Annotated in this window: 24 protein-coding genes; 3 read left to right on the top strand and 21 right to left on the bottom strand. The window is 53.9% G+C overall.

Translation table 11 applies throughout. The features are described from left to right. Positions 1–7 precede the first annotated feature (7 nt). The 13 genes from PAECUDRAFT_RS02515 to PAECUDRAFT_RS02455 all read right to left on the bottom strand — a co-directional run bounded on the left by PAECUDRAFT_RS02515 (position 8) and on the right by PAECUDRAFT_RS02455 (position 16,035). Positions 8–769 carry a TylF/MycF/NovP-related O-methyltransferase gene (locus PAECUDRAFT_RS02515; RefSeq protein WP_006036522.1) on the bottom strand — a complete coding sequence of 254 codons (762 nt, stop codon included), beginning with the start codon at positions 767–769 and terminating at the stop codon, positions 8–10. Beyond that, complete coding sequence (locus PAECUDRAFT_RS02510; RefSeq protein ID WP_006036521.1) at positions 766–1,695, bottom strand: transketolase family protein; 930 nt, start codon at positions 1,693–1,695, stop codon at positions 766–768. The genes PAECUDRAFT_RS02515 and PAECUDRAFT_RS02510 overlap by 4 nt, the downstream gene beginning before the upstream one ends. After that, positions 1,692–3,593, bottom strand: coding sequence for an NAD-dependent epimerase/dehydratase family protein (locus PAECUDRAFT_RS26245; protein ID WP_006036520.1), 1,902 nt, complete (start codon positions 3,591–3,593; stop codon positions 1,692–1,694). The genes PAECUDRAFT_RS02510 and PAECUDRAFT_RS26245 overlap by 4 nt, the downstream gene beginning before the upstream one ends. An 11-nt stretch (positions 3,594–3,604) precedes the next feature. Next, positions 3,605–4,879, bottom strand: a complete 1,275-nt coding sequence (locus PAECUDRAFT_RS02500) for a class I SAM-dependent methyltransferase (RefSeq protein ID WP_006036519.1) — start codon at positions 4,877–4,879, stop codon at positions 3,605–3,607. Further along, on the bottom strand, positions 4,863–6,020 hold the full coding sequence (rfbG, locus tag PAECUDRAFT_RS02495) for a CDP-glucose 4,6-dehydratase (RefSeq protein WP_199558707.1): 1,158 nt from the start codon (positions 6,018–6,020) through the stop codon (positions 4,863–4,865). The genes PAECUDRAFT_RS02500 and rfbG overlap by 17 nt, the downstream gene beginning before the upstream one ends. Before the next feature lie 81 nt (positions 6,021–6,101). Beyond that, positions 6,102–6,896, bottom strand: a complete 795-nt coding sequence (gene rfbF, locus PAECUDRAFT_RS02490; RefSeq protein WP_006036517.1) for a glucose-1-phosphate cytidylyltransferase — start codon at positions 6,894–6,896, stop codon at positions 6,102–6,104. Beyond that, positions 6,893–9,187, bottom strand: coding sequence for a methyltransferase domain-containing protein (locus PAECUDRAFT_RS24400; RefSeq protein ID WP_006036516.1), 2,295 nt, complete (start codon positions 9,185–9,187; stop codon positions 6,893–6,895). The genes rfbF and PAECUDRAFT_RS24400 overlap by 4 nt, the downstream gene beginning before the upstream one ends. Further along, complete coding sequence (locus tag PAECUDRAFT_RS02480) at positions 9,181–10,314, bottom strand: glycosyltransferase family 2 protein (protein WP_006036515.1); 1,134 nt, start codon at positions 10,312–10,314, stop codon at positions 9,181–9,183. The genes PAECUDRAFT_RS24400 and PAECUDRAFT_RS02480 overlap by 7 nt, the downstream gene beginning before the upstream one ends. Positions 10,315–10,451: 137 nt before the next feature. Further along, on the bottom strand, positions 10,452–10,877 hold the full coding sequence (locus PAECUDRAFT_RS02475; RefSeq protein WP_006036514.1) for a hypothetical protein: 426 nt from the start codon (positions 10,875–10,877) through the stop codon (positions 10,452–10,454). A 93-nt stretch (positions 10,878–10,970) separates the two neighbouring features. Beyond that, positions 10,971–12,083: a GerAB/ArcD/ProY family transporter gene (locus PAECUDRAFT_RS02470; RefSeq protein WP_006036513.1), complete on the bottom strand. Its 1,113-nt coding sequence runs from the start codon at positions 12,081–12,083 to the stop codon at positions 10,971–10,973. 1 nt (position 12,084) lies between these two features. Next, a complete protein-coding gene (locus PAECUDRAFT_RS02465; protein ID WP_006036512.1) occupies positions 12,085–13,203 on the bottom strand; it encodes a GerAB/ArcD/ProY family transporter in 1,119 nt (372 codons plus the stop codon). Between the two features lie 28 nt (positions 13,204–13,231). Continuing rightward, positions 13,232–14,452, bottom strand: coding sequence for a Ger(x)C family spore germination protein (locus tag PAECUDRAFT_RS02460; protein ID WP_006036511.1), 1,221 nt, complete (start codon positions 14,450–14,452; stop codon positions 13,232–13,234). A 29-nt stretch (positions 14,453–14,481) separates the two neighbouring features. After that, positions 14,482–16,035, bottom strand: coding sequence for a spore germination protein (locus PAECUDRAFT_RS02455; RefSeq protein WP_006036510.1), 1,554 nt, complete (start codon positions 16,033–16,035; stop codon positions 14,482–14,484). A gap of 139 nt (positions 16,036–16,174) precedes the next feature. Here PAECUDRAFT_RS02455 and PAECUDRAFT_RS02450 point away from each other — a divergent pair, with 139 nt between their 5' ends. Further along, on the top strand, positions 16,175–17,710 hold the full coding sequence (locus PAECUDRAFT_RS02450; RefSeq protein WP_006036509.1) for an FAD-dependent oxidoreductase: 1,536 nt from the start codon (positions 16,175–16,177) through the stop codon (positions 17,708–17,710). A gap of 139 nt (positions 17,711–17,849) precedes the next feature. Here PAECUDRAFT_RS02450 and PAECUDRAFT_RS02445 read toward each other — a convergent pair whose 3' ends face one another. Both PAECUDRAFT_RS02445 and PAECUDRAFT_RS02440 read right to left on the bottom strand, forming a co-directional pair. Beyond that, entirely contained in the window at positions 17,850–18,647 is a 798-nt protein-coding gene (locus tag PAECUDRAFT_RS02445) for a DUF2935 domain-containing protein (RefSeq protein ID WP_006036508.1), read from the bottom strand. A gap of 68 nt (positions 18,648–18,715) precedes the next feature. Further along, positions 18,716–19,912: an MFS transporter gene (locus tag PAECUDRAFT_RS02440; protein WP_006036507.1), complete on the bottom strand. Its 1,197-nt coding sequence runs from the start codon at positions 19,910–19,912 to the stop codon at positions 18,716–18,718. Positions 19,913–20,073: 161 nt separating this feature from the next. On the opposite strand from PAECUDRAFT_RS02440, the gene PAECUDRAFT_RS02435 reads away from it, so the two are divergent. After that, positions 20,074–20,481, top strand: coding sequence for a hypothetical protein (locus tag PAECUDRAFT_RS02435; RefSeq protein WP_006036506.1), 408 nt, complete (start codon positions 20,074–20,076; stop codon positions 20,479–20,481). Between the two features lie 53 nt (positions 20,482–20,534). On the opposite strand, the gene PAECUDRAFT_RS02430 is transcribed toward PAECUDRAFT_RS02435, so the two are convergent. From PAECUDRAFT_RS02430 to PAECUDRAFT_RS02420, 3 genes are all read right to left on the bottom strand, one after another. Further along, positions 20,535–20,873 (bottom strand): YolD-like family protein, encoded by a 339-nt coding sequence (locus PAECUDRAFT_RS02430; RefSeq protein ID WP_006036505.1) that lies wholly within the window; start codon positions 20,871–20,873, stop codon positions 20,535–20,537. After that, positions 20,870–22,114, bottom strand: a complete 1,245-nt coding sequence (locus PAECUDRAFT_RS02425; RefSeq protein WP_006036504.1) for a DNA polymerase IV — start codon at positions 22,112–22,114, stop codon at positions 20,870–20,872. Before PAECUDRAFT_RS02425 ends, PAECUDRAFT_RS02430 begins: the two co-directional genes overlap by 4 nt. Before the next feature lie 305 nt (positions 22,115–22,419). Beyond that, positions 22,420–23,031 (bottom strand): hypothetical protein, encoded by a 612-nt coding sequence (locus PAECUDRAFT_RS02420; protein ID WP_006036502.1) that lies wholly within the window; start codon positions 23,029–23,031, stop codon positions 22,420–22,422. A 235-nt stretch (positions 23,032–23,266) separates the two neighbouring features. Here PAECUDRAFT_RS02420 and PAECUDRAFT_RS02415 point away from each other — a divergent pair, with 235 nt between their 5' ends. Beyond that, positions 23,267–24,298 carry a YheC/YheD family endospore coat-associated protein gene (locus tag PAECUDRAFT_RS02415; RefSeq protein ID WP_006036501.1) on the top strand — a complete coding sequence of 344 codons (1,032 nt, stop codon included), beginning with the start codon at positions 23,267–23,269 and terminating at the stop codon, positions 24,296–24,298. A gap of 134 nt (positions 24,299–24,432) precedes the next feature. On the opposite strand, the gene PAECUDRAFT_RS25595 is transcribed toward PAECUDRAFT_RS02415, so the two are convergent. The 3 genes from PAECUDRAFT_RS25595 to PAECUDRAFT_RS02405 all read right to left on the bottom strand — a co-directional run bounded on the left by PAECUDRAFT_RS25595 (position 24,433) and on the right by PAECUDRAFT_RS02405 (position 26,038). Next, on the bottom strand, positions 24,433–24,519 hold the full coding sequence (locus PAECUDRAFT_RS25595; RefSeq protein WP_233516714.1) for an IS3 family transposase: 87 nt from the start codon (positions 24,517–24,519) through the stop codon (positions 24,433–24,435). Between the two features lie 304 nt (positions 24,520–24,823). Continuing rightward, positions 24,824–25,717, bottom strand: coding sequence for a hypothetical protein (locus PAECUDRAFT_RS02410; protein ID WP_006036500.1), 894 nt, complete (start codon positions 25,715–25,717; stop codon positions 24,824–24,826). A gap of 15 nt (positions 25,718–25,732) precedes the next feature. Continuing rightward, complete coding sequence (locus tag PAECUDRAFT_RS02405) at positions 25,733–26,038, bottom strand: hypothetical protein (protein WP_040711023.1); 306 nt, start codon at positions 26,036–26,038, stop codon at positions 25,733–25,735. Between the last annotated feature and the right edge of the window lie 484 nt (positions 26,039–26,522).

Raw genomic sequence — 26,522 nt, 5'->3', positions numbered from 1 at the left:
CGCTTTGTTACAAAATGACATAGGATACCCACGGATCCGTCGGGAATCGCCGAATCGCCGTGTCGCGGATCGGCAGCATTTCGAGCAGCGCCGAAGTCTCGCCAGGGAAAGAAGCGCAGTTCAGCTCGTCGAAGCAAATGATGGAGCCTTTGCCCATGCGGGGAAGGAACACTTCCAGCGCCTTCTTCGTCGGCTCATACAGGTCGAAGTCCAAGTACAGCAGCGCAATCAGCATATGCTTGTTCCGTTCCATATAAGCTTCGCTCGTTGCCATAAAATCGCCCTGTACAAGCTCTACATTCGGGATATGCGACAAATAGCGCTCCGCGTTATATTTCTCAACCGACAGCTCCAATTGCTCCAGCGTCTCGCCCTTCAGATCGCCTGCTTTAAACTCGTCGTCGGGCTCTCGATCCTCCTCAGCCACAGAGGGAAAGCCCGCAAAGGTATCGAAACCGATGATCTTGCGCGTATGGTTGGAAGGCTCATAAATGTTCGACAGCTGCGCCCATGTGAACAAGCCGCCGCCGTTAAATACGCCGCATTCAACGATGTTGCCGGTCGTGTTCAGCACATGCTTGAATATTTCGTAGCGGCACAAAAATTTTGCCAAACTCCGTTTCGTTGCGAAACGCGGAAATGCCTCCAGCTTGTTGAACACCGACAGCTGCGATTGCTCGAACGTCTCCTCCGTCAGCCGATATGCTTCAAAGTCCGAGGGCCGATGATGCTTGCTGATCATCCCCATCGGTTTATAAGAATCCGTCATAGCCCGTCGCACACTCCCCTCATCATTTGGTGAAACCGATCATAATGAAAGCCCGATCGCTCGAGCAAATACGAATGGCTGCCGACTTCCCGGCAAAAAGCGTCCGGCAGGCCGAACCGCCTCAACACGGCGGCAGCGCCGCTTTCGGCCAGCACCTCCGCCGCTGCGCTCCCTAAGCCGCCGATCACGCTGTGCTCCTCAACGGTGATGATTGGCATCCCTCGCTTCGCATAGCGCAGCACCACATCCTCAGGAAACGGCTTCACCGTCGGGACGCTGACCAGCGCCGCCTCGATCGGCCTCGCTTCCTCACGCAGGCGGAGCACCCAATCCTTCGCACGGGCGAGCGCCGTGCCCGATGCGAACACAACCGCTTGGGCGCCGGAAATGAGCTCAATCGCCTCGCCTAGCGCAAGCCGCGTTGCAGCGTCGTGCACGCGCGGCTCGCCTGATTTGCCAAGTCGAATATACATAGGACCCGGATGCTCGAAGCTCGCTTGCGTCAGCTCCCGCGCCTCGATATCATCGCCAGGACAGCATACCGTCATGTTGGGCAGCGAGCGCATAAGCGAGACATCCTCCAGCCCATGATGCGTCGGCCCTTGGCCGCCGTAGGCGAAGCCTGCGCCGACTCCGATCAAGCGCACAGGCGCATTCATATAAGCCGCATCGATGCGAACTTGCTCGTAGGCTCGCATCGTTACGAATGGTATGATGCTGTATACGTATGCAACATGACCGGATAACGCCAATCCCGCCGCCATGCCGACGGCGTTTTGCTCCGCAATGCCCGCATTAAGCAGCCGATCTGGGAAACGGTCACGGAACGGCTCCCATACGGAAAAGCCGAGATCCGGCGTAATCACGACGATGCGCGGGTCCGTCTCCGCCCGCTGCAGCAGCTCACGAACGAATGCGTTTCTCATTCGGCTTCCCCCTTGCCGCCCAGCTGCAGCAGCGCCGCTTCCCATTGCGCCTTGCTTGGCGACTTGTAATGCCACTCCAGCGTATCCGCCATAAAATCGACGCCGAAGCCTTTGACCGTCCGCGCCAGCACTGCCGCGGGCTTGCCGCTTAAGCTTGGTGCATCAAGCGCCGCTGTCAGCTTTGTTAGGTCATGGCCATCCGTCTCGACGACCTCCCAGCCGAACGCGCGCCACTTGTCGCTCAGCGCAGCAAGCGGCGACAGCTCATCCGTGCGGCCGAAACCCTGCCAGCCGTTGCAATCGACAATAACGCGCAATCCGCGCAGCTGCTGCGAGGAGGCGACAAGCGCCGCTTCCCAGATCGCCCCTTCGTTGCACTCGCCATCTCCAAGCACGACGAACGTCCGGCTGTCGCGGCCCGCCAAGCGATCCGCCAATGCAAAGCCTGCTCCTATCGATAAGCCGTGTCCGAGCGAGCCAGCCGAAGCATCAATGCCCGGCACTGACTTGCGATCGAGATGGCCAGGCAACCGCCCGCCGTCTATCGCGTATCCTTCCAACACTTGGCGCGAGAAAAACCCGCGTTCAGCTAATGCGGCGTATAGAGCAGTCGAGGCATGCGCTTTGGAGAAAACCAGCTTATCGCGACGCGGATCATCCGGCCGGGCAGCGTCAACGCGAAGCACGTGAAAATAAAGCGCAAGCAGGATATCCGCCACCGACAAGGCCGCGCCAACATGCGACGATTGGGAGCGATAAGCCATCGTCACAATCGTTCGTTTCACCGTTAGTCTGCGTTCTTGCTCGATTCGCGCTACATATGCCGCAACCGTCCGCTCGATCCCGTCCTCTAGCGTTACAGCCGGCTTCCAGCCCGTCGCGCCGGTCAGCTTCCCAATGTCCGCTTCCAGCAGCATCACTTGGTCTTCGCGGTAGGGTACAGCGCCGAGCCGCAGCGGCGGCGGCTCCAGCCTCCCGCCTGCAATTGCGCGCGGCAATCGGCATGCCACCGCCTGCCGCACGAGCGCTGCAATGTCGCGGATCGGGCGGCTCGCGCCAGAGCCCAAATTGTAGACTCCGCCAACGCCAGCAACCATGCCGTTGCCGCTATCGCTGCCGGATGCCTGCCATCGCTGAATTTCCGGCATTTCCGCTAGTGCTGATGCTGCCGCCCCCTCCGATACGCCGCGTTCCGCCAGCGCAACGAACGCCGCAGCCGCATCCTCTACGTACAAATAATCCCACCGCTGTTCGCCTGCCGTTAGCGCCGGACTCGCGCCTGCCATCAACTGCCGGACAAGGCCGGGAATGAGCCATCCGACGCCATCCTCCGGCCCGTAAACGCTAAAGACGCGAACCCAGCTTCCGCTCATGCCTAAGCTGGACGCTTCCGCCAAAGCTTGCCTGCCTGCGGCAAGCTTTGCTCGCCCATAAGCCGTCGTCGGCGCTTCGTCTGCCGTCTCGTCGGCTCGCCCCGCAAGCCGCCCATACTCGGCTTGCGACCCCGCCCCGATCCAATTCGCGCAGCCAAGCTTGCCGGCTAGCCGCACCGTTTCAACCGCCGCCGCGACATTATGATGCTGCGCCGCATCATTGCGGGCCTCGCCCGCGACACCAGCCCACCCCAAATGCAGCCATGCCGCAAACGCCGCCCCTTCCGCAGCCGCCTCTTCCAGCCGGCACGCCCATTCCGAAACCTCCATCAAATCGCCTTCCACCAGGCGCAGCCGTTCATGCTGCGGCAATCGGCTTGCAGCTGAGCCGGGGCGAATGACGGCATAAACATGCCAGCCTCTCTCGAGGAGCTGGCGGCATACCGCCGCGCCGATGAATCCAGCAGCGCCGGTCACGACTGCGGCAGGCGACGCGCTTGCGTTATGCATCTGTTCCTCTTCCATGGCGCGTCTCCTCATTTCAATAGCTCAAGCATCGAGACGATCCGCTGCGGCGCATTCGGCTGCTTCCTCACAGCCTCTTGAATTTCCGCCATGTAGCCGTAGCTGAAAACGATCAACGTGTCGACCGGCTGTTCGGCTAGTCGCGCAATGTCGACGACGGGGACCTGCGATTTGGGCGCTAGTCTTCCGTGCAGCGCTTTATTGGCGTCGCATACATATGCGATCTGCCCGGCGGTCGACATAGCAGCCAGCGTCATAACGCCGCGACCTCCTCCTCCATAGCCCGCTACCTTGCGCCCAGCAGCGGATTCCGCAGCAACGAATGCATCCAGCGCCGCAATTCCGCTGTCGAGCTCCGTCTGAAAGCCGCTATAATCGATCGTTGTCCCGATTCGATCCGCCTCCGCTCTCCCATCCGGAACATGGGCAGCGTCCATTGGCGCAGCGACGATGAGCAGCGAATTTCCGCGACGCTGCGACGCAGGCAGCAGCTCTGAGGTCAGCATGCGAAATCCGCATCGCCCCAAAGCGCCCTTGAGCGTTTCCTTCGTCCAATAGGTGTAATGCTCGTGCTCAAACAAGCAATATTCGCGGCGCTCCACGATTTGATCCAGATCATGCACCTCCAGCACGAGCAAGCCTCGGCCGGGATGCAGCGTCTGGCGCGCCGCCTCAAGCATGCCCGACGGATCGGGCAAATGATCGAACGTGTAGGTCAGAAGCAGCACATCCGCACTGCGGAAAGCCTCAGGCAAGAGCGCTGCCGTTGCCGGCTCGAACAACGCCTCCATCACCGGAATGCCTCGCGCCCTGCTTGCTTGGCATAGCGACGCCGACGGCTCCACCCCGTACACGCGAGCCCCGGCCCGTTCAAAGCTTTTGAGCTGGACGCCGTCGCCCGACCCGATCTCAACGACGGAAAACCCGGGCTTCAAGCCATAACGGTCACGCACCGCCACCGCCAGCCGCTCCATAAACAGCGATGCGAACGCCGATTGGCCAACGGTATACCCGTAGTCGATGTAATAGGGAGACAAGTCCCGCATGCCGACCGTTTGCGATACGCCGCATGCCTCGCAAACGTACACGTCAATATCGGCGAGAAATGGCTTTCCGGCATGCGCGGGCGGATGCAGCTCCTCTGTCAGCGGCATGTCAGGCAGATGAACCCATCGGTGAAGCGGCCCGCCGCCGCAAACGCGGCATCGCGCCGCTCCCCCTTGCTGCATTTCATCCCGCTTAGCGTCACGATGCGGCCCGTCTCCAGCCTCACGCTCCTTGCTCATCCGTTGCATCCACCTCCTGAACCGGCTGCCGGGCTGCCAGGGCCTGCTCATACGCTTGAATTTGGCGATCCGTCACCGCTCGCATGGAAGCGCCCTTCCGCCACTGCTGATACCATTCCCCGGTTTTCTCAACCGCCTCCTGCGTGCTCCACACCGGCTGCCAGCCTAGCCGCGAATGCGCTTTGCTGCTATCGATGCGCAGCATCGCTGCCTCATACGGACCTTCCGAATCGCTCGAAACGATAGGCCCGGACGCTCCCACCCAGCCGCTTATCCGATGCGCAAGCTCGCCTACCGTCATCTCTTGCCCTGCCTCAGGGCCGAAATTCCAGGCTTCCGCCAGCGTATCGTCCCCTGCTCCTGCTGCATCAAACAGCCTCTCCGCCAGCATCATATAGCCCGAAAGCGGCTCAAGCACATGCTGCCACGGGCGGACCGCATCGGGATTGCGGAGCAGGGGAGCCCAGCCATGCTGTGCAGCGCGAACGCAATCGGGAACGATGCGATCGATCGCGAAGTCCCCTCCGCCAATGACATTGCCGGCGCGGACTGTCGCAACCGCTAGCGCCCTTTGCCCGCTTCCTGCTTGCCTAGCTTGAAAATAGGAATGACGATACGCGTCAACGATGAGCTCCGCGCTTGCTTTGCTCGCCGAATAGGGGTCCCGGCCGCCTAATCGGTCGGTTTCCTTCAGCACATGGCCGTGCGCTTGCTCCTGCTTCGTATTGGCATAACATTTGTCTGAGGTCGCAATAATGACCGAGCGTACGGAGGGCGCGGAACGTATCGCATTTAGCACGTTCGCAGTGCCTACGACATTGACGGCAATCGTCTCGATCGGCTCCGCATACGAACGTCTGACAAGCGGCTGCGCAGCCAGATGAAAGACGATCTCCGGCTTAGCTGCCAATACCGTTTGCAGCAGTTTTCCTTCGTCCCTGATGTCGCCGCGCACCCAAGCCGTGTCATGCTCCAAGCCGCACAGTCGATACATCGACGGCGCAGACGGCAAATCATTGCTGTATCCGATCACCTCAGCTCCGAGCCTGCGCAGCCACAACACCAACCATGTCCCCTTGAAGCCAGAATGCCCTGTAATCAACACGCGTTTTCCTTGCCAAAACCGATGACCGCCGCTCACCCTGCCGTCCTCCCTGCTCATCCATCGTATCCTGCATCATCCTGTATCCCGCTTCCCCATGCAATCAGCTGCCCGCCACCGTCAGATCGAGTCCCGGTTCCAGATTTTCCAAGGCGCTCCGCCCGTTCGCCAACGCTCCTCCAGAAGCGCTTTATCCCGCATCGTATCCATCGATTGCCAGAAGCCCGTATGCCGATAAGCTTTCAGCTCGCCTGCGTCCGCCAACCGCTCCAGCGGTTCTCGCTCCAGCATCGTGTCGTCGCCGTCAATATGCGCGAGCATGTCGGGCTCCAGCACGAAAAATCCGCCGCTTACCCAGTGCCCATCCCCGCGCGGCTTCTCCGCGAACGTCGCGACTGACTGGTCCTCATTCATAATGAGCGTTCCGAACCGTCCGACTGGCTGGACCGCAGTGACCGTCGCCAGCTTTCCATGCGCGCGGTGGTAATGGAGCAATTGCTGCAAATTGAGATCCGTCAACCCATCGCCATAGGTCAGCATGAAGGTCTCGTCTTCCAAATAAGGCGCAATGCGCTTCAGCCGCCCGCCGGTCATCGTATCCATGCCCGTATCCACCAACGTGACGCGCCACGGCTCCGCTTGATGGCGGTGAATTTTTTTCACCGAACGCTCGCTGTTGCGAAAATCATAGGTGACATCGGATTCATGCAGCAGATAATGGTCAAAATACTCTTTGACCACGTACCCTTTGTACCCGAGGCAGACGATGAAGTCATTAAAGCCGTGATGCGCATAAATTTTCATAATATGCCACAGGATCGGGCGTCCGCCGATCTCGATCATCGGCTTTGGCCTCAGATGCGATTCCTCGCTTATGCGTGTACCTAACCCTCCGGCCAAAATAACGACCTTCATCCGTCAACGCCTCCGATCCGTTTCCTGCATACCGCGACGACATACATCGGTTCACCGCTCCGAAACGCATGGAATGGCAGCAGCTCGCTGCCCGTCTGCTCAATTCGCAGCCGCTCTTCCCGCTCCAGCGCCATGCCGTTCGTTTGCCGCAGCCAGCGCATAGCGGCGAATTGCGAATCGTCAATCCAGTTCTGGCCGTACAGCTCCTCCAACGTGAACATAGGCAGCAAATCTCCGATCAATTCGCTCGTTCGGTACTCGAACCGATGATGCGGATTAAACGGCTGCTCTTCAAAATAGTTCGAGGCATTCGTCACCGCGCGGTTGGGCGTCGAAACGATAAACAGCCCTCCCGGCTTCAGCACGCGGGCCGCTTCGCGAATCCAAGCCGCTCCTGACGCGACATGCTCGATCGTCTCGAAGGAAACGACCGCATCAAACGTTTCGCTCGCGAACGGCAGGCACAGCACATCCCCTTGCATGAACAGCATGCCCGGATGCCCATAGTCACGCTGCGCAAGCTCGACCGACTCCGGGTCGATATCGACGCCGGTGACCGAAGCCGCTCCCGCATCATGCAGCATTCGGGTGCCGTATCCCGCTCCGCATGCCGCATCAAGCACATGCAGTCCATGCACATATTCCGCAGCAGCCTCATACCGCACCATATGCTCATCGTACACATCGCGGAACTGCGATTTGACATCCGAATTCACAACAAGCCGCTCGCCGGTGAAAGCGACGTCGTTCTGTTCCTTCAATACCGCAGGCTGCGCCCGGTCATCCGCTGCTTCACCCGCCAATGCCGCTGGCAATTGCTCCCGCACCTCCGGCTCCTGCTCCTGCTTCTGCTCCGGCTGCCGATTGCTAGCGACTCGGTCTCCTCTGCTCCTGCTTCCGCTGCCTCCTCTGCCAACGCTTGGCTTAGCAGTTAGCGCAGGGGCCGCCATACGGTGCCCGTGAAGAAGGAAATAGGCCGCTTTCAGCACAAGCTGGTCAGCTCCCGCGCCAGCGCGCTCTACCGCTCGCTCCAGCCCCGCATCGTCCCGATCGTGCTCCGGCTCCACGGCATGCGTAATCCGAAGCTCGGATACGCCTGCCGCTGCAAGCATCGCTCCCGCTTTCTCGCTCGTGAGCCACGGTTTATCGTCCAGCGTCTCCCCGTCCGCAAGCCGATTCGCATACCGATAAAACTTCGCGTTCATAAATCCAGCCACGAGCCAGCCGCCCGGCCGCAGCTTGCGAATCATGCGCGTAAGCTGTGTCGGCACCGCCGTATACGCATGGGCTTCTCCTATGAGAATGACGTCCAGCGTCCCGTCCTCTATTAGCTGCCAGTCATCCGGGCGGCCGGAGCTGAACATCGTAACGCCGACCGCTTCCGCAATGCCTCTAGCCTGCTCGTTTCGCTCGGCGCCGAATAACACTGCGCTTGGGCAACGGTATTTCAGCGCCAGCAAAGTCCCGCCGCAGCCGCAGCCAACCTCCAGAACGCGCAGTCGCTCGCCGTCCGCCGTCTGATCCTTCACGACGTCCAGCAGGTCAACCCGAATCGTCGTCGCGATTGCTGGATCAAATCCCCATTTGCGCTTAAACAACTCGGTGTTCTCCGACAGCACCTGCTGGAACAGCGTCCGATCCGCGCTGAAGGAGACGCTGCCGTAATGATGAATAAACGTATCCCGGCACAGCAGCAGCTTATAGCCCGCCAGTCGCATCCGCAGGCAGAAATCGTCATCCTCGAAATTGCCGATGCCGAACTGCTCATCAAGCTCACCCACTTGCTCGTACGCTTCCCGTTTCATTAGGAGGCAATAGCCGATCAGCTTCACCCGCTCTTCCCACTTCGCAGGATCCGGGCGATTATGCGCCTCGGCGAACGCCTCCATCTCATCCATCGTCGCATAAGGCACCGGAATGCTCGTTAAATACGAAGCCGCGTTCGTAACCGGGCCGACCGCGCCGATATCCGTCGCGCTTAATAGCGCGGTTGTCAGCCCTTCCAGCCACGAAGGGGTTACGACCGTGTCGTTGTTAAGCAGCATAAGCAGATCGCCAGCGGCAGCGGCCAACCCTTGATTGCACGCGCGGGGGAATCCCGCATTGTCCGAATTGGCGATTAATCGAATATCCGGCTGTGCAGCGAGCCATTCCTGCGTGCCGTCCATTGAGCCGTTATCGACGACGATCAGCTCGTATCGACCCTCATCGGTCCGTTGGCGGATGCTGTCGATGCACTGCTTCGTGTAATCCAGCTTGTTATACGTAACCAGAATGATGCTCGTCAGCATATCGGATCTTCCTTGTCGGCGGGTTGCTGGACAACCTCCGGCACAGCGTCCAACCCGAGCGCTTGCTCCAGCTTGCGCTTGTTATCCAATAAGTTGGTGTCGTTAGGCAAATAAGCCAGCGCCTTCTCATTGTGCTCATATGCCTTCTCCAGCCCGCCCAATTTGGCATAGCAAATGCATAGCTGCACATGCGGCATCCACGTCCAGCAAACGAGATTCAACAATCCCATATGAAAAGCCGGCTTGGGCAGCGTAAGCGCCGTCTCATACCAATAGATCGCCGCTTCATACTGCTGCCTCTCCTCGAAACAGTAGCCAATCGAGCAGCAGAAATCCGCGCGCGGCTTGTCAAACTGCAGCCCGAGCAGCAGCGATCGCAGCTTCTCATCCATTCGTCCCAAATGATGATAGCTTTCCGCCAGCTTGCTATACGCAAGCATCAGGTCAGCCTGCGCATCGCCCGGCTGCCGTACGAACCGCTCATAATGGTCGGCTGCTTCCGCATGCATGCCTTGATCGACAAGCTCATTGGCATAATAGAACAGGTTCCGCCCTTCCAGCCTTTCCGCGTTATTCAGCAGCTTTTTTTCAAAGATCGCCATGTTCCTTGCCGAATGATCACCCATTCGCTTGTGGGAAATCGCCGCTTCCGATACGTAGATCTGGCCTTCCAGCACCTCCAGATATTCATGAATCGGGTTATGCCAGCGATAGCCCTTCTCCCGCCTGACGATCCGATTCCGCCTTGCGCCTGCCGCCGCATTGCCCTCCTGATCGAAGGCCAGATGGTACGACATGATGATGGAATCGATATCTGCGGGCATCTCCTCCTTGAGCGCTTTGAGCAGTTCGCGATCCTTCTCGAACACAATGTCATCTGCATCCAGCCACATAATGTGCGAGCACGTCGCTTGGGCGAATGAATAGTTGCGCGCTGCCGCAAAGTCGTCGATCCATTCAAAGTCAAAGATACGGTCGGTGTATCGCGCCGCAATCTCTTTCGTTCCGTCCGTCGAGCCCGTATCGATGATATTGATTTCATCTACAAGATCTGCCACCGAGTCAAGGCACCTCGCCAGCACCTCTTCCTCGTTCTTGACAATCATGCATAGGCTAATCGTAATCACAGGAGCCCTCCTTACGCGACATAGGTTGTGTCTATCGTATGCGCGCGGCCCCTGTTCGGTTTGGACACTTAGGTAACAATCCAACAAAAAAAAACATGCGCCCCTTGCGGGGCACATGTTTTGTGTGCTGCGAATGATTAAACTGTGGAGGAAGCTGTGCCGTAGAACGTTTCAGGACCGTTGCGCGCGCCTGTGAGGACAGCGAGCGGGCCGCCGGAAATAAATGCCGTGTAAACTGTTTCTTCTGCTGCTGGAGCGTTGAGGTCTTGTGCGTTGAAGCTGTAGAGCGCGTTGCCGTTCAATACGTTCAAAGCGATAGCCATTTCTGCCGTGTAAATCGTTGCGCCGCCTGTTACTCCACGAACGATTTCAACCGTGAATGTGTTGCCAAGTGCGCCGCCGCTGATACCGATCGTACCAGCCAGCGTAACAATCGGATTAGCGACGTTTCTCGTTTGCAAGCCAATGATGCCAAACAATTGTGGAGTTGTCGTCAAGCTGACGCCGATCGAGCCAGATGCATTCGCGTTCATGGAACTTCTCATATCCAAGAAAGTACCCATTGCGATTCACCTCCTGTGATTCAAGATACAATAGAATATGGCGACCGCAGCTGGTCCGATTGGACAACTTACATGGTAGATTTGCTTATTTTATTAATAGATTGGTTCGCTGCTGGGCTTCTGCTTCTTTGCCAGCTTTTGTTTGGCCTTGCGGCGCACCCCGATGACGAGCATGATGATCGGAATCACCAACTGGAAGATCAACACCATTCGCAGCGTAAAATGAAGCCCGATCGCCGTATGCACCGTCTGATTTCGCTCCCAGAACGATGCAACAAACATAAGAGTGCCTACGATAATTGCGCACACAGCGCGATTGCAGTGCAATATCGGCTGAAGCAGCAGCACGGCTGCCAGGAATAGAATCGATAGCTTGACATAGAGTCCCAAGAACAATAGCAGCGTCGCCACGATATCCAGCCGCTCGAGAAAGCCCCCCATCCGAATGAGCTGCACGACTTCCAGCAAGGGGATAGCCGAGGCTGCGGACAGCCGGGGACCGAGCACCTCCATAATCATCAGGTTGCCATATACCAGCATAAGCGTCACCGACAAATAGGCCAAAATCGAGGTTTTGGTCACTTTATGTTTTTCTTTGACACAATGCCAAATGGCAAGAAACGAGATGATCTGCCCGTACGGGAACACCATAATGTCCGGAATAGCCGCCTTCACAATCGTCGAGAAGTTCACAAGCGGGAACAACCGATGCCAGTCAGGCAGCTTGTTGATGTACAGCATGACCGCGAGCGCGCAGTAGCTGACGAATGCGATTGGAAACAGGAGCTCGATTACGCGAAACAGCACCTCGACGCCTTTGGCCACTGTATATCCCGCCAGCAAACAGACAATCAAATTAGTCAGCCATATCGGCGTGTTCTCCAGAAGCGTCAAAGCCGTCAATTCGCCATAGTCGCGTACGAGCCGCATCGCTTCATAGGCTTGCTCCAGGCCATGAATAAACGCAATGCCGCTGCCCAGCCACAGGCCAAAATGCAGGCGATACAGCTCTGTAAACCCCGCATCCGGCGCACGTTGATGCAAAAACAAATACATACCCGCCAGCGCAAGCCCGGCCATTGCCCCTACAAACATAGCGATCCATGCATTCTGCTCTGCCTTGATCCCAAGCTCGAACAACGGAGCGCTTCCAAGGATGAACATAATAACGCCTACAAACAGCTGATTTGATCCGATTCGCTCCATCCTAGCCCCCCTGCTCTTCGGAAGCCACGGCTGTGGCAGGTTGATGTTTGGCGCCGCCCAATCGAATGAGCGCCAGCAGCAAAAGCAGCAGCGGGATGCCTACCTGCATGATCAGGCTCACTTTCAGGCTGATGCCAAGCCCGATCCATAGATGCGTCGTATTGTTTCGCTCCAAAAACGCAGCAGCATAGATTGCTGCGCCAACGAGCGCCGATAGCCGCCAATAGCGGACGTTCACAAGCTCTCGAAGCACTAGCGTCGCTCCCAGATAGAACGCCGTCAGCTTGATATACAAGCCTATAAACAATAATAGCGTAACGATTATATCAAGGCGCTCCAGGAAGTTGGCGATTTGGACCAGCTGAACCATCTCCAGAAACGGCAGCGACGGGATTGGGGCAAGCGGCCCAAGAACGGACACAACCAGGAAATTCATCAGAACGATAAACAAAGCGCCTGCGATGTAACCGCCATACGTCGCTCGGCTTACTGCGCTGCGGTCCGCCGCTTCTTTCCAGAAAACGAGAAGCAGGACGCCCTGCGTAAACGGAAACGACACGATGTCAGGAACAGCCGCATGAAAAATCGGCTTGAATCCCATCTCCATGATCGGCCTTACGTGCTGCAATTTCGGCATCCCCTTCATGACGATTAGCGCCGCTAACAGCAAATAGCTGGACATCGTGGCGATAAACAGCAGCTGGCTCGTCCGAAAAAACGATTCATTCCCTTGCAGCACCGTGTACCAGGCAATCACGACGATTATGCCCATGATCAACCATTGCGGTCGGTTCTGCAGCAGCGATAACGATGTAAGCTCGCCAAAGTCGCGCACGTTCCGCATCGATTGATAAGCAAAATAAATGACGTACAGCATCCCGATCAGCCCCGTTCCCCACGATCCTACCGTCAGCCGCAGCAGTCCGACCAGCCCGGCATCCGGCTGCTTCCGATGCAGCATGAGCAAGGCCGCCATCATCACCAAGCCAATGAGCGCTCCCAATAATACCGCAAGCCAGGAGTCCTGCTTCGCTTTACTCCCCAGCAGGAACAGGGGGGTACTGCCGATATGGAACATCATAATCATGACGAACAACGAGTACGTCCCGATTTTCGACATTTGCAGCCCCCTCTCTTCCTTTTACGTGCTAGCTTTTATGCTGCAGCTTACTGAATGAATCCGTGCTCATGCCCGTCCGTTCGATCACGACATCGACATTCGGTTCCACGGTTGTATTGGGGAAAACATCTTCGTTCCAGTCTTTTGCTATTTTAGCCCACTGCTTCGGGTACTTCAGCCGAACGGCATTGCCGAACCCCAGCATATCCGCCTTCATGCCCTGCGTAGCCGTAAAGCCGTCCTTCACAATCATCGCGATTTTTTGTTCCGCCTGCTTTTCCAATGCCGAAATACTCTCCGGCTTGCTTAAGTCCGCCTGGCATGGGTATTCCATCAGCGTACCTCTCGCTTTGACGTGCACCTTCAGCTTCCAGCTGTCCCCGTCCTTCTGTGCCTTTATTTTTGTGTTCGTCATATTGATGCCAAGCACAGCAATTTCATTCGGCTTTTCCTTATCGCAAGGAAACCAGACGGTGCTTTTGCGAATCTGATCTCGTATCCACATGGCGCCGTAGCTTTGCTCATGATTTAACCAGCCGACCAGCTTGTCTTCATGCAATACGCCAAGCTGCGCCAATTTAATTTTGGAGCTTGAATACGTTTTTTTTGTCTTGTCAAGCGAATCCAACGGATCTTCTCCGGCGATTTGCAAGCTTGGAATGCCTGCCACTTTCGTCGGTCCGAGCAGCTCAAGCAGCACATTATAAACAGACATATGCGGCAGCGTCGATCCATTCTTTTCTTCATTGTTGATCATGCGTTCAATCGCTGCTCCCGGAATTTCCTCCAACGGGATGAGATGCTCCAGCACCTCGCGAGCGCTCCGCTTCGTCAGAAAGACGCTGACCGTTTCCCGAGAATCGAGATTGCGCAAATAAACGTCGAATAAGCTGGTTAAGCCATGCTTCGCCGCCTGCTCGCTAATGACAACGATTTGATTTTGCGAAAAATAAAGCCGCCGCGACATCTCGAAGCTCGATTTGCTCACCGCGCCGCGTATGCTATCGCCTGACGTTGAAAACACGTTGACCGGCGATGAGCCCGTCGTCGCCCCTGAACCATGGCTTGCGATCGCTTGCGGAAGCACAAGCTGGTACGAAACGACCCATTTGCCATCCTTCCAGTCAACGCCAGATGCCGAGACGATACTAATATCGTTCAGCTCGGTTCGATTGCCGCAGCCGGCTGCAGCGAAGCACAGCATAGCGAGCAGCAGCACGCCGGCTCTACGGCTCCATTCCCAACGCATCGCGGTCTCTCCTTCCTCTCGTGCTGGCGTTATTTTTGATGGCGCGGCCTGCCGCCTCTCTGCCGATGCGGATTCACGGAACTGATTGCGACGAGACGGTAAACCCTCGCCCACCAAGGCATCCGCACGATCATGTCCAGCCACGTTTCCTTCGTTACTGGCGCGTATGGCGACATATAAGGCACGCCGAATGAACGCAGCCCCGTCATATGGATGACAAGAAACAGAAGGCCGGCCATAATCCCGAAAATACCTAGAAAGCCTGCAAGCAGCATGAGAGTGAACCGGATAAGCCGCGAGGCGGTAGCCATGCTGATCTGGGGCGTCACGAAATTCGAGATGGCCGTAAACGACACGACAATGACCATTGCTGGCGACACCACCCCCGCCTGCACCGCCGATTGGCCGAGGACGAGCGCTCCAACGATCGAAATCGCTGGGCCGATCGCCCGCGGCATGCGAACGCCCGCTTCCCGCAGCGTCTCGAACGTCAGCTCCATCAGCAAAGCTTCCACAAGCGCTGGAAACGGAATGCCCTCTCGCTGAGCGGCCAAGCTAATGAGCAGCGTCGTCGGCAGCATTTCCTGATGGAAGGTCGTAATGGCAATAAAGAGCGACGGCAGAATAACGGACACAAGAAACGCGCAATACCGAAGCAGCCGCAGAAACGTTGAAATATCGAATCGCTGGTAATTGTCCTCCGCCGAGCGAAAAAAATGAAAAAAAGTGGCCGGGCCGACCAGCACAAACGGCGTGCCGTCTACCAAGATGATAAGCTGCCCGTCTAGCATCGCTGCTGCTGCCGTATCCGGCCTTTCCGTGTTCATCATCGTAGGAAACGGCGTGAACGTCTGGTCCGAAATAAACTCCTCGATATAATTGCTTTCCAGTATGCCATCAATATCGATATCCCGAATTCGCTTGTCGATTTCCTCTACGACTTTGGGATTGGCGATATTGTGCACATATAACAGCTCAACTCGCGTCCTCGTCTTCCGACCGACCGTATAGGTGCGGATCCGAAAATCAGGCGAGCGAATGATGCGCCGCAATAGTCCGACATTCGTCGATATATTCTCCGTAAAGCTGTATTGCGGTCCGCGAATGACCGTTTGCGTATTCGGCTCGGCCACCGACCGCTGTTCCCCGCCGCTCGTATCGGCAGCTACCGCCTCGCGCAGCCCGTTGGTGAAAATCAGGCATTCGCCGTCCAACAGCTTATTTAGCGCATCCTCCACCAAACTTACCGGCTTCGTATATCCTGTCGTCACGATCCGCTGGCGCAGCGTCTCCGTCCAGCTGCCCTTCCCGAGCGGAGCCGACCAGCTCATGACCGGATTCACGACGTTGTCGTGAATCGTTTCTTCTTCCACAATTCCTTTGATATAGGCAACCGCCATCTCTACGCCTGGCATCGCGTCGCAGCGGAGCTGCCGAATAACGAAATCGCTGCTGCCGCCAAGCTTCTCGCTAAGCGTCTGGAGGTTAGCCGCCATATTCGCGGCGAGCGGCGTCTTGGAATGAATCTGCTTTCTGCTCTTTAATGGTGTGTTCCCGTCATCCTTACTCCGTTTTCCAAACATGCGCTTCCCTCCTCACCGGATGGATTTCCAGCTAATTCTTATTTTGGGTGAAAGGGGCGGTAATTATGTACGTTATAAATAAATGGGAAGGTTGGCACAATAACGTAAATAGTCACCGACAGAAGGAGTATGATGCCTAATGGATTCAACCCAGCATTCCCAGCTTCCCGAAACCCCTCAGTCTTATTGGCTTGCATCGACTGAACAAACGGCATTCTCTTCCATTGCCGAAGATACCACCGTAGACGTCGCCGTCGTAGGCGGGGGCATTACGGGAATCACGCTTGCCCTGCTTTTGGTGGAAGAAGGAAAGAAGGTCGCGCTCGTAGAAGCCGATCGGCTATTGAAGGGCACGACTGGCCATACCACAGCCAAAATAACGGCCCAGCATGATCTGATTTATGATGAGCTATGCCATCATGCCGGCGATGAGATGGCTAAGCTTTATTTTGATGCCAATGCAGAGGCGCTCGCTTTTATCCGAAACCAGGTGGCGGAGCATCGCATCCCATGCGATTTCGCAGAAGAGGATGCTTATGTGTATACAACCTCAGACGCGAATGCAGCCAAGATTGACAAGGAGTGGGCCGCGTACGAACGCCTCGGCATACCTGGCCGTCGCGAGGATCGCCTTCCATTCCGAATCAATAGCAGGGCCGCCGTCGTCATGACGAATCAGGCAAGATTCCATCCCGTTGCGTATTTAAAGCACCTGCTTCAAAGATTCATCGATAAAGGCGGGCTTGTCTATGAACAAACAACCGCGTTGAGCGTGGAGCACGGCTCCCCGCTGTCCATCGTGAATACAAGCACTGGCTATACGATTGCTTGCGACGATGTCGTATCCTGCACGCATTTTCCCTTCTATGGCGTTCGCGGCTTTTATTTTGCGCGCATGTATGCCGAACGTTCCTACGCACTGGGCTTGCGCCTGAAAAACGAATATCCCGGCGGCATGTATCTAAGCGCAGATGATCCTCCTCGCTCGATTCGAAACGTCACCTACAACGGGGAATCCATCCTCGTGGTCGGGGGAGAACGGCATAAGACCGGACAAGGCATATGTACCATTAAGCATTATGAGGCGCTGGAGCAATTCGCTCGCGAAACGTTCGGCCGGGATTGTGAGATTGCCTACCGCTGGTCGGCTCAAGACCTTACGACACTTGATAAAATCCCATACATCGGACGCGCTTCCAAGGATGAGCCCCATGCATTCGTCGCTACCGGCTATCGCAAATGGGGAATGACAACCGGCACGGCTGCTGCGTTGCTATTAAAGGATCTGATCATGGGCAACGAAAATCGCTACGAAGAGCTCTTTACGCCATCTCGATTTTACGCAGATCCTTCGGTCAAAACCTTCATTACGCAAAATGCCAACGTCGCCTTGCATCTATTAGAAGGCAAGCTGGAATGGGTACGCCGCCATCCCGATGAAGTCGAATGCGGCGAAGGATCCGTCGTGCAGGTCGACGGTAAACGGGCAGGCGCGTACCGGGAGCCAGACGGCACCCTTCATCTTGTAGACACGACTTGCACCCATATGGGCTGCGAGGTTGAATGGAATAACGGCGATCGGACATGGGATTGTCCTTGTCATGGCTCACGCTTCTCTTACACCGGCGAAGTTATGGAAGGGCCTGCCAAGAAGCCGTTAAAAACATACACGTAAATGGTGAAAAGGCGGCCAGCGCAAGTGGCCGTCTTTTGTTCGTGTACTCGCCAAAAAACAAAAAAACCGCTTCTCCAGATGCGGAGAACCGATTTTCATTGGCCGATAGGTTAGGCTATCAAACGTCAGCCTGCTAGCTTTAGGATTGGATTCTCGGTTTATCCGCTTGGCAGTTCGGATTCGAAACCAAACCGAGTTGGGCTAGCTTTGTCAAATAATAACACTCCTCCCGCATCATATGATCCGGCATGAGGGGATGAATTCTATCCAACACTTCCGCAGTTAACTCCATTTCCTCCAGCTCGTGCAACAACCCGACGAATAGCTTCATCTCCATGTCAACTTCCTTATGCAGCCTTCGAAATGCAGGAAAATCCTTGAGATTGGTTCGCATATAACCAGCCATTTCAATGGCCTTCAGATAGAGGTGTTCAAAATGCTTCTCGAACCGCTCGCTTGTCTCAATCAAACGCTTCTCGACACTATCCAGATCACTCGCTATCGCTGCCGCGTGGCCTGCCGCATCGGGCAGCCATAGAAAATCATGGTGCAGAGCATCAAATGTCGGTACGGGTTTTCCTGCGATTAAATCGGTCAAAATACGCAAATATTCTTCTAGCTCATTCACCATATGATTGAGAAAGGTAGGCGTTAAGCCTATGACGACTTTTCCAAGCACAGCTCTTCGAAGCAAATCGAGCTTAAACGACCGGAAGGCAATTGTTTGATCATACGCCTGTTTGCTGAGCGGACCGGAATCCGCTTCTGACTTCGCTTGGCGAGCTTGCTCAAGCAGACGGTCAAATGCTTGCATAAAAGCCCCGGCAAGCTGGACATCCTTTGTTTCGATCGGCGAGAGCGTATTAAAAATAAATCGAGCGTGATCCCCTAGTATCTGCAGCCAAAAGCGATGCTCATAAAGCGCGGATTGAGCCACTGCGGTCCCTCCTTGAGATGAATGCTTCTCTTCGGAAAGTATGCAGGGTCTAAGCGGTTTATACGTCGCTATGCCGCCCGCTTCGGCTTAATTGACCAGAGGACGACAAGCGATGCGGCTAAGCACGATATCGACAACAGCCAAAACAATGCGGAAAATTTGTTTATTAACGCAGCCAGCGGAGGACCCATCGCTACGCCGATAAAGCGAATGCTGCTATAGAAGGACGTTACGGTCCCTCTTTGTTCCTTTTTTATTCCTTCCGTAATGAGCGCATCCAGACTGGGAAGAACTGCCCCTAAGCCTGCGAACCCTATGAATAAGAAGACGAGGAGCGAAGCCGTTGACTTCTTCCCCGTTAAAGCGAGGTATGCCATGCATGCCGTCGCGATCAAGAAGCCGATCACGCTAATCCATTTCATTAGCGCACGATTCTGTCCGATCCACTTCCCTATGCCAAATGATGTCGCACATAAAGCGGCCAACGGAATGGCTACGAGCCCGCCTTTGGCAATTCCGTCAATATGGCGGTCCTCCAGCATTTCTGACAGGTAAAATAAAGAGGCGAACATCACAAACATATTCAATCCTCCAGAAGAAAACACGCCCCATAGCCACTTTCCTTGCATACGAAATAAATCTTTAATTGACCGCATAAATTCGCCGAATGATATCGGCTTCTGGTTTTTATCCGGAGGGACCTTTACCCAAATCGAAATCAGAATGATCGATATCAAGCTGAAGACGGGAATCGACCAAAATGGAATATACCACGCCCACATCGCCAGAGCCGATCCAAGAATCGGACTGAGCACCTTGCCGAACGTATTGGCCGTTTCCACGATGCCAAGCCCCGTGCTTACGTCATCCTCGCTCTTGAACAAGTCACCCACAAGCGGCAAGACCACCGGAAAGCAAGCCGAGGCGCCTAGTCCCTGAAATAATCGGCCGATCATAATCATCGTATACGGTTTTTCCATCGCAATCGACGCCCAGCCGGACAGTGCGCCTGCTGCAGCGACGATGATTAAGCCGGGAAGGATGACTTTTTTTCTTCCCCATAAGTCCGATAAGTAGCCCGCTACTGGAATAAAAAAAATGGCGATTACAGCATATGAAGTAATGATAAGGCTTGTTTTGAACGAATTGATCCCAAGCACTTTCTGTATCGCTGGAAGTACCGGTATGAGCATGGAGTTTGCCAGCGTCATCATTAATGGAATGGAAGCGATAGCCGCCAAGTCCCGTTTCTTCTTATTCTCCATTAGCGCTGTAAGCCTCCTGAGTTCACATTCGACTTGGTCCGCACATTAAGGTGGGCTTACGCCAATAAAATTATTCTGGCAGCCAAATGTTTTGCTGGCATGCATAAAAAAGCTGAGCGATTGCAATCATAACCCGGTACTTAAAAAAGGAGGAATTTAACATGCAAACCAACAATCAACTCAGCCAATCGCTGCAGCAATGCGAACAGATCATTCAGCAGCTGGTGAATCAAACGCAGCAAGCAAGCCAAAACTATCAAAGGCTGCTCCAGCAAGAGCAGCAAAATGTTCAACGACTTCAGGAATTGGCTCAGCGGGAGCAGCAAGCTTCGCAAATCATCCAAACGGCTCTTCAGGGCCATCAAACCGCAATTCAGCAATTGCAGCAAGCAGCCAATCTATGCAGACAGGTCGAACAATTGGCGCAAGGTCAATTCAACGCATCCATTCCGCAAAATTATCAAAACGCCCCGCTGCATACGGGCTTCACTCCACAGCACTTTAACGATTATAATGCGAACGCCGGCATCAATAACGGCTTTAACTCGGGCTTCAGATCGATGCAATAAAATAAGCGCAGAGCCCTGTATGATACATACAGGGCTCTGTTTCATCAAAGCACCTATTCCCAATCCTCTCCATCTCGCTCGACGCCTTCAATTTGCCGAATATCAAACCACTCCCCATCCACCATAAAGCGTCCGCGGAAGCTGTCAATCCGGTCGATCATGCCAATGACCTTGGACTCCTCGTAGGCATGATACATCCTTAGCGCGATAGGCTTGCGCAGCTGGAGCGACTCCGACATCGCGCGCGCAATCCGTTCCCATTCGTGCTCGTCAAGCTCGATCGGCAGCCTGACCCCCGCGGTTTTTGCGCTATTAATCAGTTCGAGCTTATGCTCGGGCAGCATCATCCGGCTCGATTCCCATAGGCCGTTTCCTTGAAGTTTTTTGCTCATTTGTAGTGACCTCCGATTTTGCCGGAGCGATCCCGCGCTTGGCCTGCAGCGGTTACCGAAACCGCGCGCATAATGATCGAATCTCCGTATTTCTCCTTTAACGCATCCGTCGCCCGTTCCAGCGCCATCGCACGCTCGCGGTCGTCAAACATGGCGAGCTGATACTGCCCGCTATCCTGGAATTGCGCCAGCGTAACGCCTACCTTGCGAACGGGCTGGCCGTCCCAATGCCGTTCAAGCAGTTGGACGGCCGCCCGGTATACCTGATTCGTCACATTCGTAGGATCCATCATCTTCTGCTGGCGGAAAAATCCGGTAGGACGGTCAAAATCCGCGCCTTGGCAGCCCACCGCAACGACCTGGCCCATAAACCCTTTGCCGCGGCAGCGCTGGCAGACCAGCTCCGTCAGCTCCAGCAGCACCACCTTGATTTCCTCCAGGCTGCCGTAATCCCGAGGCAGCGTCATCTGATGGCCGATTGACTGCGGCGGCGCTTCATGCGTCTGGGGCGTGACCGGGCTGTCATCCTCCCCGTTCGCAATGCGCCAATATAATTCCGCGTTAATATCCGAGTTTTTGCCGAATTTCCGGCGCATCATTCCCTTCAGCCGATCCAGCGGCGTCTTAGCGAGCTGGCCGATCGTCTCGATTCCCATCGACTGAAAATGATGTGTCATCCGGTTGCCGGACATGAACAGCTTATGGATCGGCAGCGTCCACAACGTGTTCTCCAAGCCATTTTTGTGCAGCACATATAGGCCTGATTCATTTTTTTTGGCATAGTTGTCACAGGCTGTTTTCGCCAAAATCTTATTCTCTGCAATACCGATTCGGCAGTAGATGCCCGTCTCCGCCAGCACCTGCCGCTGCATGCTCTGCGCCATCTCCTCCGGGCTGCCGCCGTGCAAATGCAGCGTGCCTGTCACGTCCAGAAACTGCTCGTCGATGCTGTACGGCTCCACCAGATCGGTATACGAGCGATAAATGTCCGAAATTTGCAGCGAAACTCGAATATACTCCGCCATTCGCGGACGCACGATCACCACGTCGGGACATTGGGCAATCGCCTCGCCGAGCCGCTGGGCTGTCGTCACCCCCTTGGCTTTGGCCAGCGGACAAGCCGCCAGCACGATGCCGGATCGCCGCTCGGGATCGCCCGCTACTACGACCGGCTTCCCGGTATACTCCGGATTCTGCGCCTTCTCTACGCTCGCATAGAACGACTGGCAATCGGCGAGCATAACGGTCCGTTTCGGTTTAGCAGCCGGCAATCGCACTCACCGGACGACGCGTCCCCTTGACCGAATCTTTGCTAGTGATGCCAGCTGTGCGTTTCGGATGCGGCCTTCTTCTCATTGCCATCACTAACAGCCTCCTACACAAACATATGTTCTTATTATATACAGAACACGCGTTCTTATTCCACGCCAATTACTGGGATGAGCCTGGGTAAGTCGCGCACTACCCTTAATAACAGGAAAAAGACCCATGGAATGGGCCTTTTTCTTAGCGGATTCAGTTTTCCGTTAGATCAGCTTCTCTATGATCAAGCTAATTTTTCGATAACAATAGATGCGCTAACCGTAGGAGTTCCTCCGCCGATAGCGTTCTGCAATACTAAATTGCCCATGTTATCGATACGGTGCAAGGTCAAAATGCCGCCTGCCGTTAATTGCGTCACGACTTGCCCTTGGTAAGGATTATTTCCTGCGCTTGAGCCGTAGTTGCTGCAAGGAACTAATGAAGCTGAAGTTACTCCAGCCGGGTCGAAAAACAATCCGAACGCGCTATTCCCGGGAGTAGGGAACACTTCCCAGCTGATGTTGTATATGCCGGTCTCATTGATCAAAATAGTCGACGGCGGAGCAAACGTAATTGCAGTTCCATTGATGAGGGAATCGTTAAAGGTTACAGCTTCCCCAAGCCCGCCTGGGACGGGAGCTTGAGCTACGTTCTGTTCTTCTGTGCTGCAAAGAAATGCAAAGCTGGAGATGCCGCCAGCAGGCCCTTGCGGTCCTTGTGGGCCTTGTGGACCCTGTGGGCCTTGCGGTCCTTGTGGACCTTGCAGACCTTGCAACCCTTGTGGACCTTGGGGGCCTTGTGGGCCTTGTGGACCTTGCGGTCCCGGAGGTCCCGGAGGACCTGGTATTCTACCCATTGAGTTGTGACACTCCTCTTTATAAAGTTAAGAGCTTCATGATCGCCATTGGGTAAGTTACCCTGTGCCAGAGTAATATTCATCCCCGCCTAATCTTATTCCGCCGTTCTGCATCTTGTGCAGTAACTATGTAAAAAATAAATTCCTAATGCTTGTATGGTTGACCATGCATTTCTATTTCCAGTGACATACCCTACTACTATGACTCTCTTTATAAGATAAATGGAGGCAAGCAATGAACAAAGATCACGGTTTTGTCGGCATTCTAGTTTCGAACCGTATCCAAAGAAAGAATGTACTCAAGCAATATCTACGATTTAACAAGACCAACTTAAAATTGTTCTGCTTCACGCCTAGCTCCATCATGTGGAAAAACAAAAGCATCATCGGACTTCATCGTTCACACGGAAAATGGGTCCTAAGCAAGTTTCCGTTCCCCAAAGTGGTTTACAACCGTTGTTACGAAACCAATCAAGAGTTAATCGGCCGGCTGGGTGCAGTAATCGGTAAGGATAAATGCTTTAATCATATTAATCAATTCGATAAGCACGAGATTTATACGAATTTAAGCAGATGGCTCGCTGAATATTTACCGGACACGGTTCCCTTTAGCACCGAGACTGCCGTCCATTTGCTAGAAACGCATGAAGTCCTGTACTTAAAGCCTTCCTGCGGAAACAAAGGGCAGGGCGTCTATCGTGTGGAGAAGAAGAGCGCTGAAGAAATCCAAATTAGCCTCCACTATTTCGCACCTACAATCATTGTAAGAGACACCAAACAGCTCGAGGAGCGCATGCAAGAACTAGTCGGCTCCACGCCCTATATCATTCAGAGAGGGGTCCCTATCCGACAAGTAAAAAATAACATTTTCGATATCAGAGCGCTTGTGCAAAAAAACGATAAAGGGCTATGGTCCGTAACGAATGTCATTAGCCGGGTAGCGCACAAAGGGAGCTATAATACCAGCATCTGCGAAAACGTTTGTTTGACAGAGGAAGTACTCCATCAACTGTATCCGCCCGATCGGGTTCATGCTGTCATGCAATCCGTCTATAACATTAGTCTCAGGTCCGCAGAAATCATGGATGAGAACAAAGCCTACCATCTAGGCGAATTTAGCGTTGATCTCGCTTTGGATAACGAAGATCATCTGTGGATCATTGAACTGAACGGCAAGCCGCAAAAAGATTTGTATGATGGCATTCGCAACCAAATAGCCGTTTATGAACGGCCCCTGCAGTATGCGCAGTACTTGCATACGCACTAATGTTACTGATGCAGTATATGGGTTGGGGCTTGGCAGGGTTCATTCCAGTTTAACTTCATTCTGATGAAATAAAAAATGGCGGCACAGTGCGAACTGTAACCTCATTTATGGACAGTTTTGAAAAACGATTAGTCTTAAGCAGCTAGGAGATGGCTTCTGAATTCATCAGGAGTCATCTTTCTTAATGTCCATTGGTAACGTTCAGAATTGTAATGGGTTATGTACTTATTGACGTAGACGCAGCTCCATTCTCCGCTTCGAGGAGCTTAATTCGAGCTTCCGCTTGTTTCAGTTTCTCTTCTGCTAAGTCTCCCTCCAGCGATAGAGGCATTCTTTAGGTGTGCTCTGACCAAGTAATTCGATCCTAAATCCCACACAAAAACCCGTAAGAGGTCACTTTTTTAAAAGTGTCCATCTTACGGGTTACAGTTCATTTTTATTTACTCTCTAATTAGATAGCAGCTCCAACTCATAACTTTATTCTCCCGTTCCCACCGCTGCTGTCGGACTCGGAACCATATACTGCTATCGCTCCACTAACCGATGAACTTCTCCAGGCTTGTAAGTATTGTTCTTCGGTGACTGCGGATCGCCAAAGAAGAGCAGTGGAAGTAGATAAGTGCGAAGGGCGGATAGCTTCTCATCGTCATATGCATTAATGTCAGGAGTAAGCTGGAGATATGCTCCTTGCTGTCCATTAACCTCCATGATCTCAATCTTATAACATGGCGAATGGCTAGACACGCCCTCAATCCCGCCTAATCGTTCAATATGTGAAGCAGACAGCCAATTGGCCCAGAAATATCCACGAATATGGTCATTGAAGCTGGGATTTTGGAACGGAAGGATATTATGAAACCCTTCAAAGTATGTAGCACCTTTCGGGGCAGCTACTCTTGTATCATATGAAATTGAACCTGTAACGCCATTAGTCTTTTTAATAATGCTTTTAAATGCAGCAATCATTTGCTCTTGGATCTCTATCGGAATCGTTCCTTCAAACAATTTTTCACTTAATGACAATGTTATTTCATTATACTTTCCTACAGGAACAGGCTCAGCATCATAACAATTAACCCCTAGAACGATACGTGGAATAACTTCGAAGGCCCTATCATCGTCATCATCCTCGGGATAAAACGGCATTGAACCGTTAGGGTTATCATTCATGATTAACGATAAAACTTCTCCTTTTTCCAATAAGGAATACACCTTTTTCAGGTTCTTGTCATTCAACTTCATTTTCGTATATCGCAAGTCATATTTCTGAATATCGATCTTTAATTCAATATTATGCGGTTTAACGAAGGTGTCTAACAGCTCATTGATGATTGAAATTAGGAGTTCCCCTTTACCCGCCAATTTCTCATAAGTCAGTACACTGAAATGCATGGCCTTATCGTAAATAAGTTTTCTCATCACTGCATACCACCTTTAGAAAATGAAATAGGATACTGCCTCAAGTTCAATATTTAAATTGATGCTTGAGGCAGCACCCAGCAACGATGCACCACCAGTTTCCGGTGCCAATATTACCGCTGCCGACCATTTAAAACCTTCATATATAATAATTCCTGCACCCACAATGATTACTCCTAGTTTAATGGAGCCCTTAAAATCAGGAGCTGATGCTTTTTGGGCTACTTCTTGATCCTTTGGCTTCGTTACGGGAAGGGTAACTGGTTGTGGTTCATAATAATATTCCGTCTCTTTTTTGGAGACCTGACGATAATAAATCATGCCTCTTTGAAGTTCAGGGTTTACTACAATTGTTTGAATTGTTCGAAATGCAATGATGCCTTCCCAACACGCATTGACCGTACGGATACTGGAATTCGCGCCACATAAAAGAGTGTAGGGAATCTAGACAGCGACGCTATTATTCTATCATTCCATTCAATGGATTGAGTATGCAGCGTGTTGCATATGTCGTGTATGTCGCGTAAATCCGGCTTGAGCAGGCAGCCACCCCATTGTATTTTGTACAACGACACGAGCTCACGCAGACGGCTTGGCAGCTCCCATTGCATTCTCTGCAACGAGAAAGCCGCCTTGTCGTTGCCCCAGGCTAATAACATACTTCTCGGCCCTACCTCATTGCGCAAAATGCAATGACAAACACTCAATGAGATGCTATGGACCATTCTCGTTGTATAAGGTGCAATGAAGCCTGGAGGAGAGGTAGGACGCGCGCTGAAAAGTTACGTGTGTCAAGCGATTGCGT

It is taken from the genome of Paenibacillus curdlanolyticus YK9 (genome assembly GCF_000179615.1).
Classification (GTDB): Bacteria; Bacillota; Bacilli; order Paenibacillales; family Paenibacillaceae; genus Paenibacillus_T; species Paenibacillus_T curdlanolyticus.
This window is presented reverse-complemented; position numbering and strand designations above follow the sequence as displayed.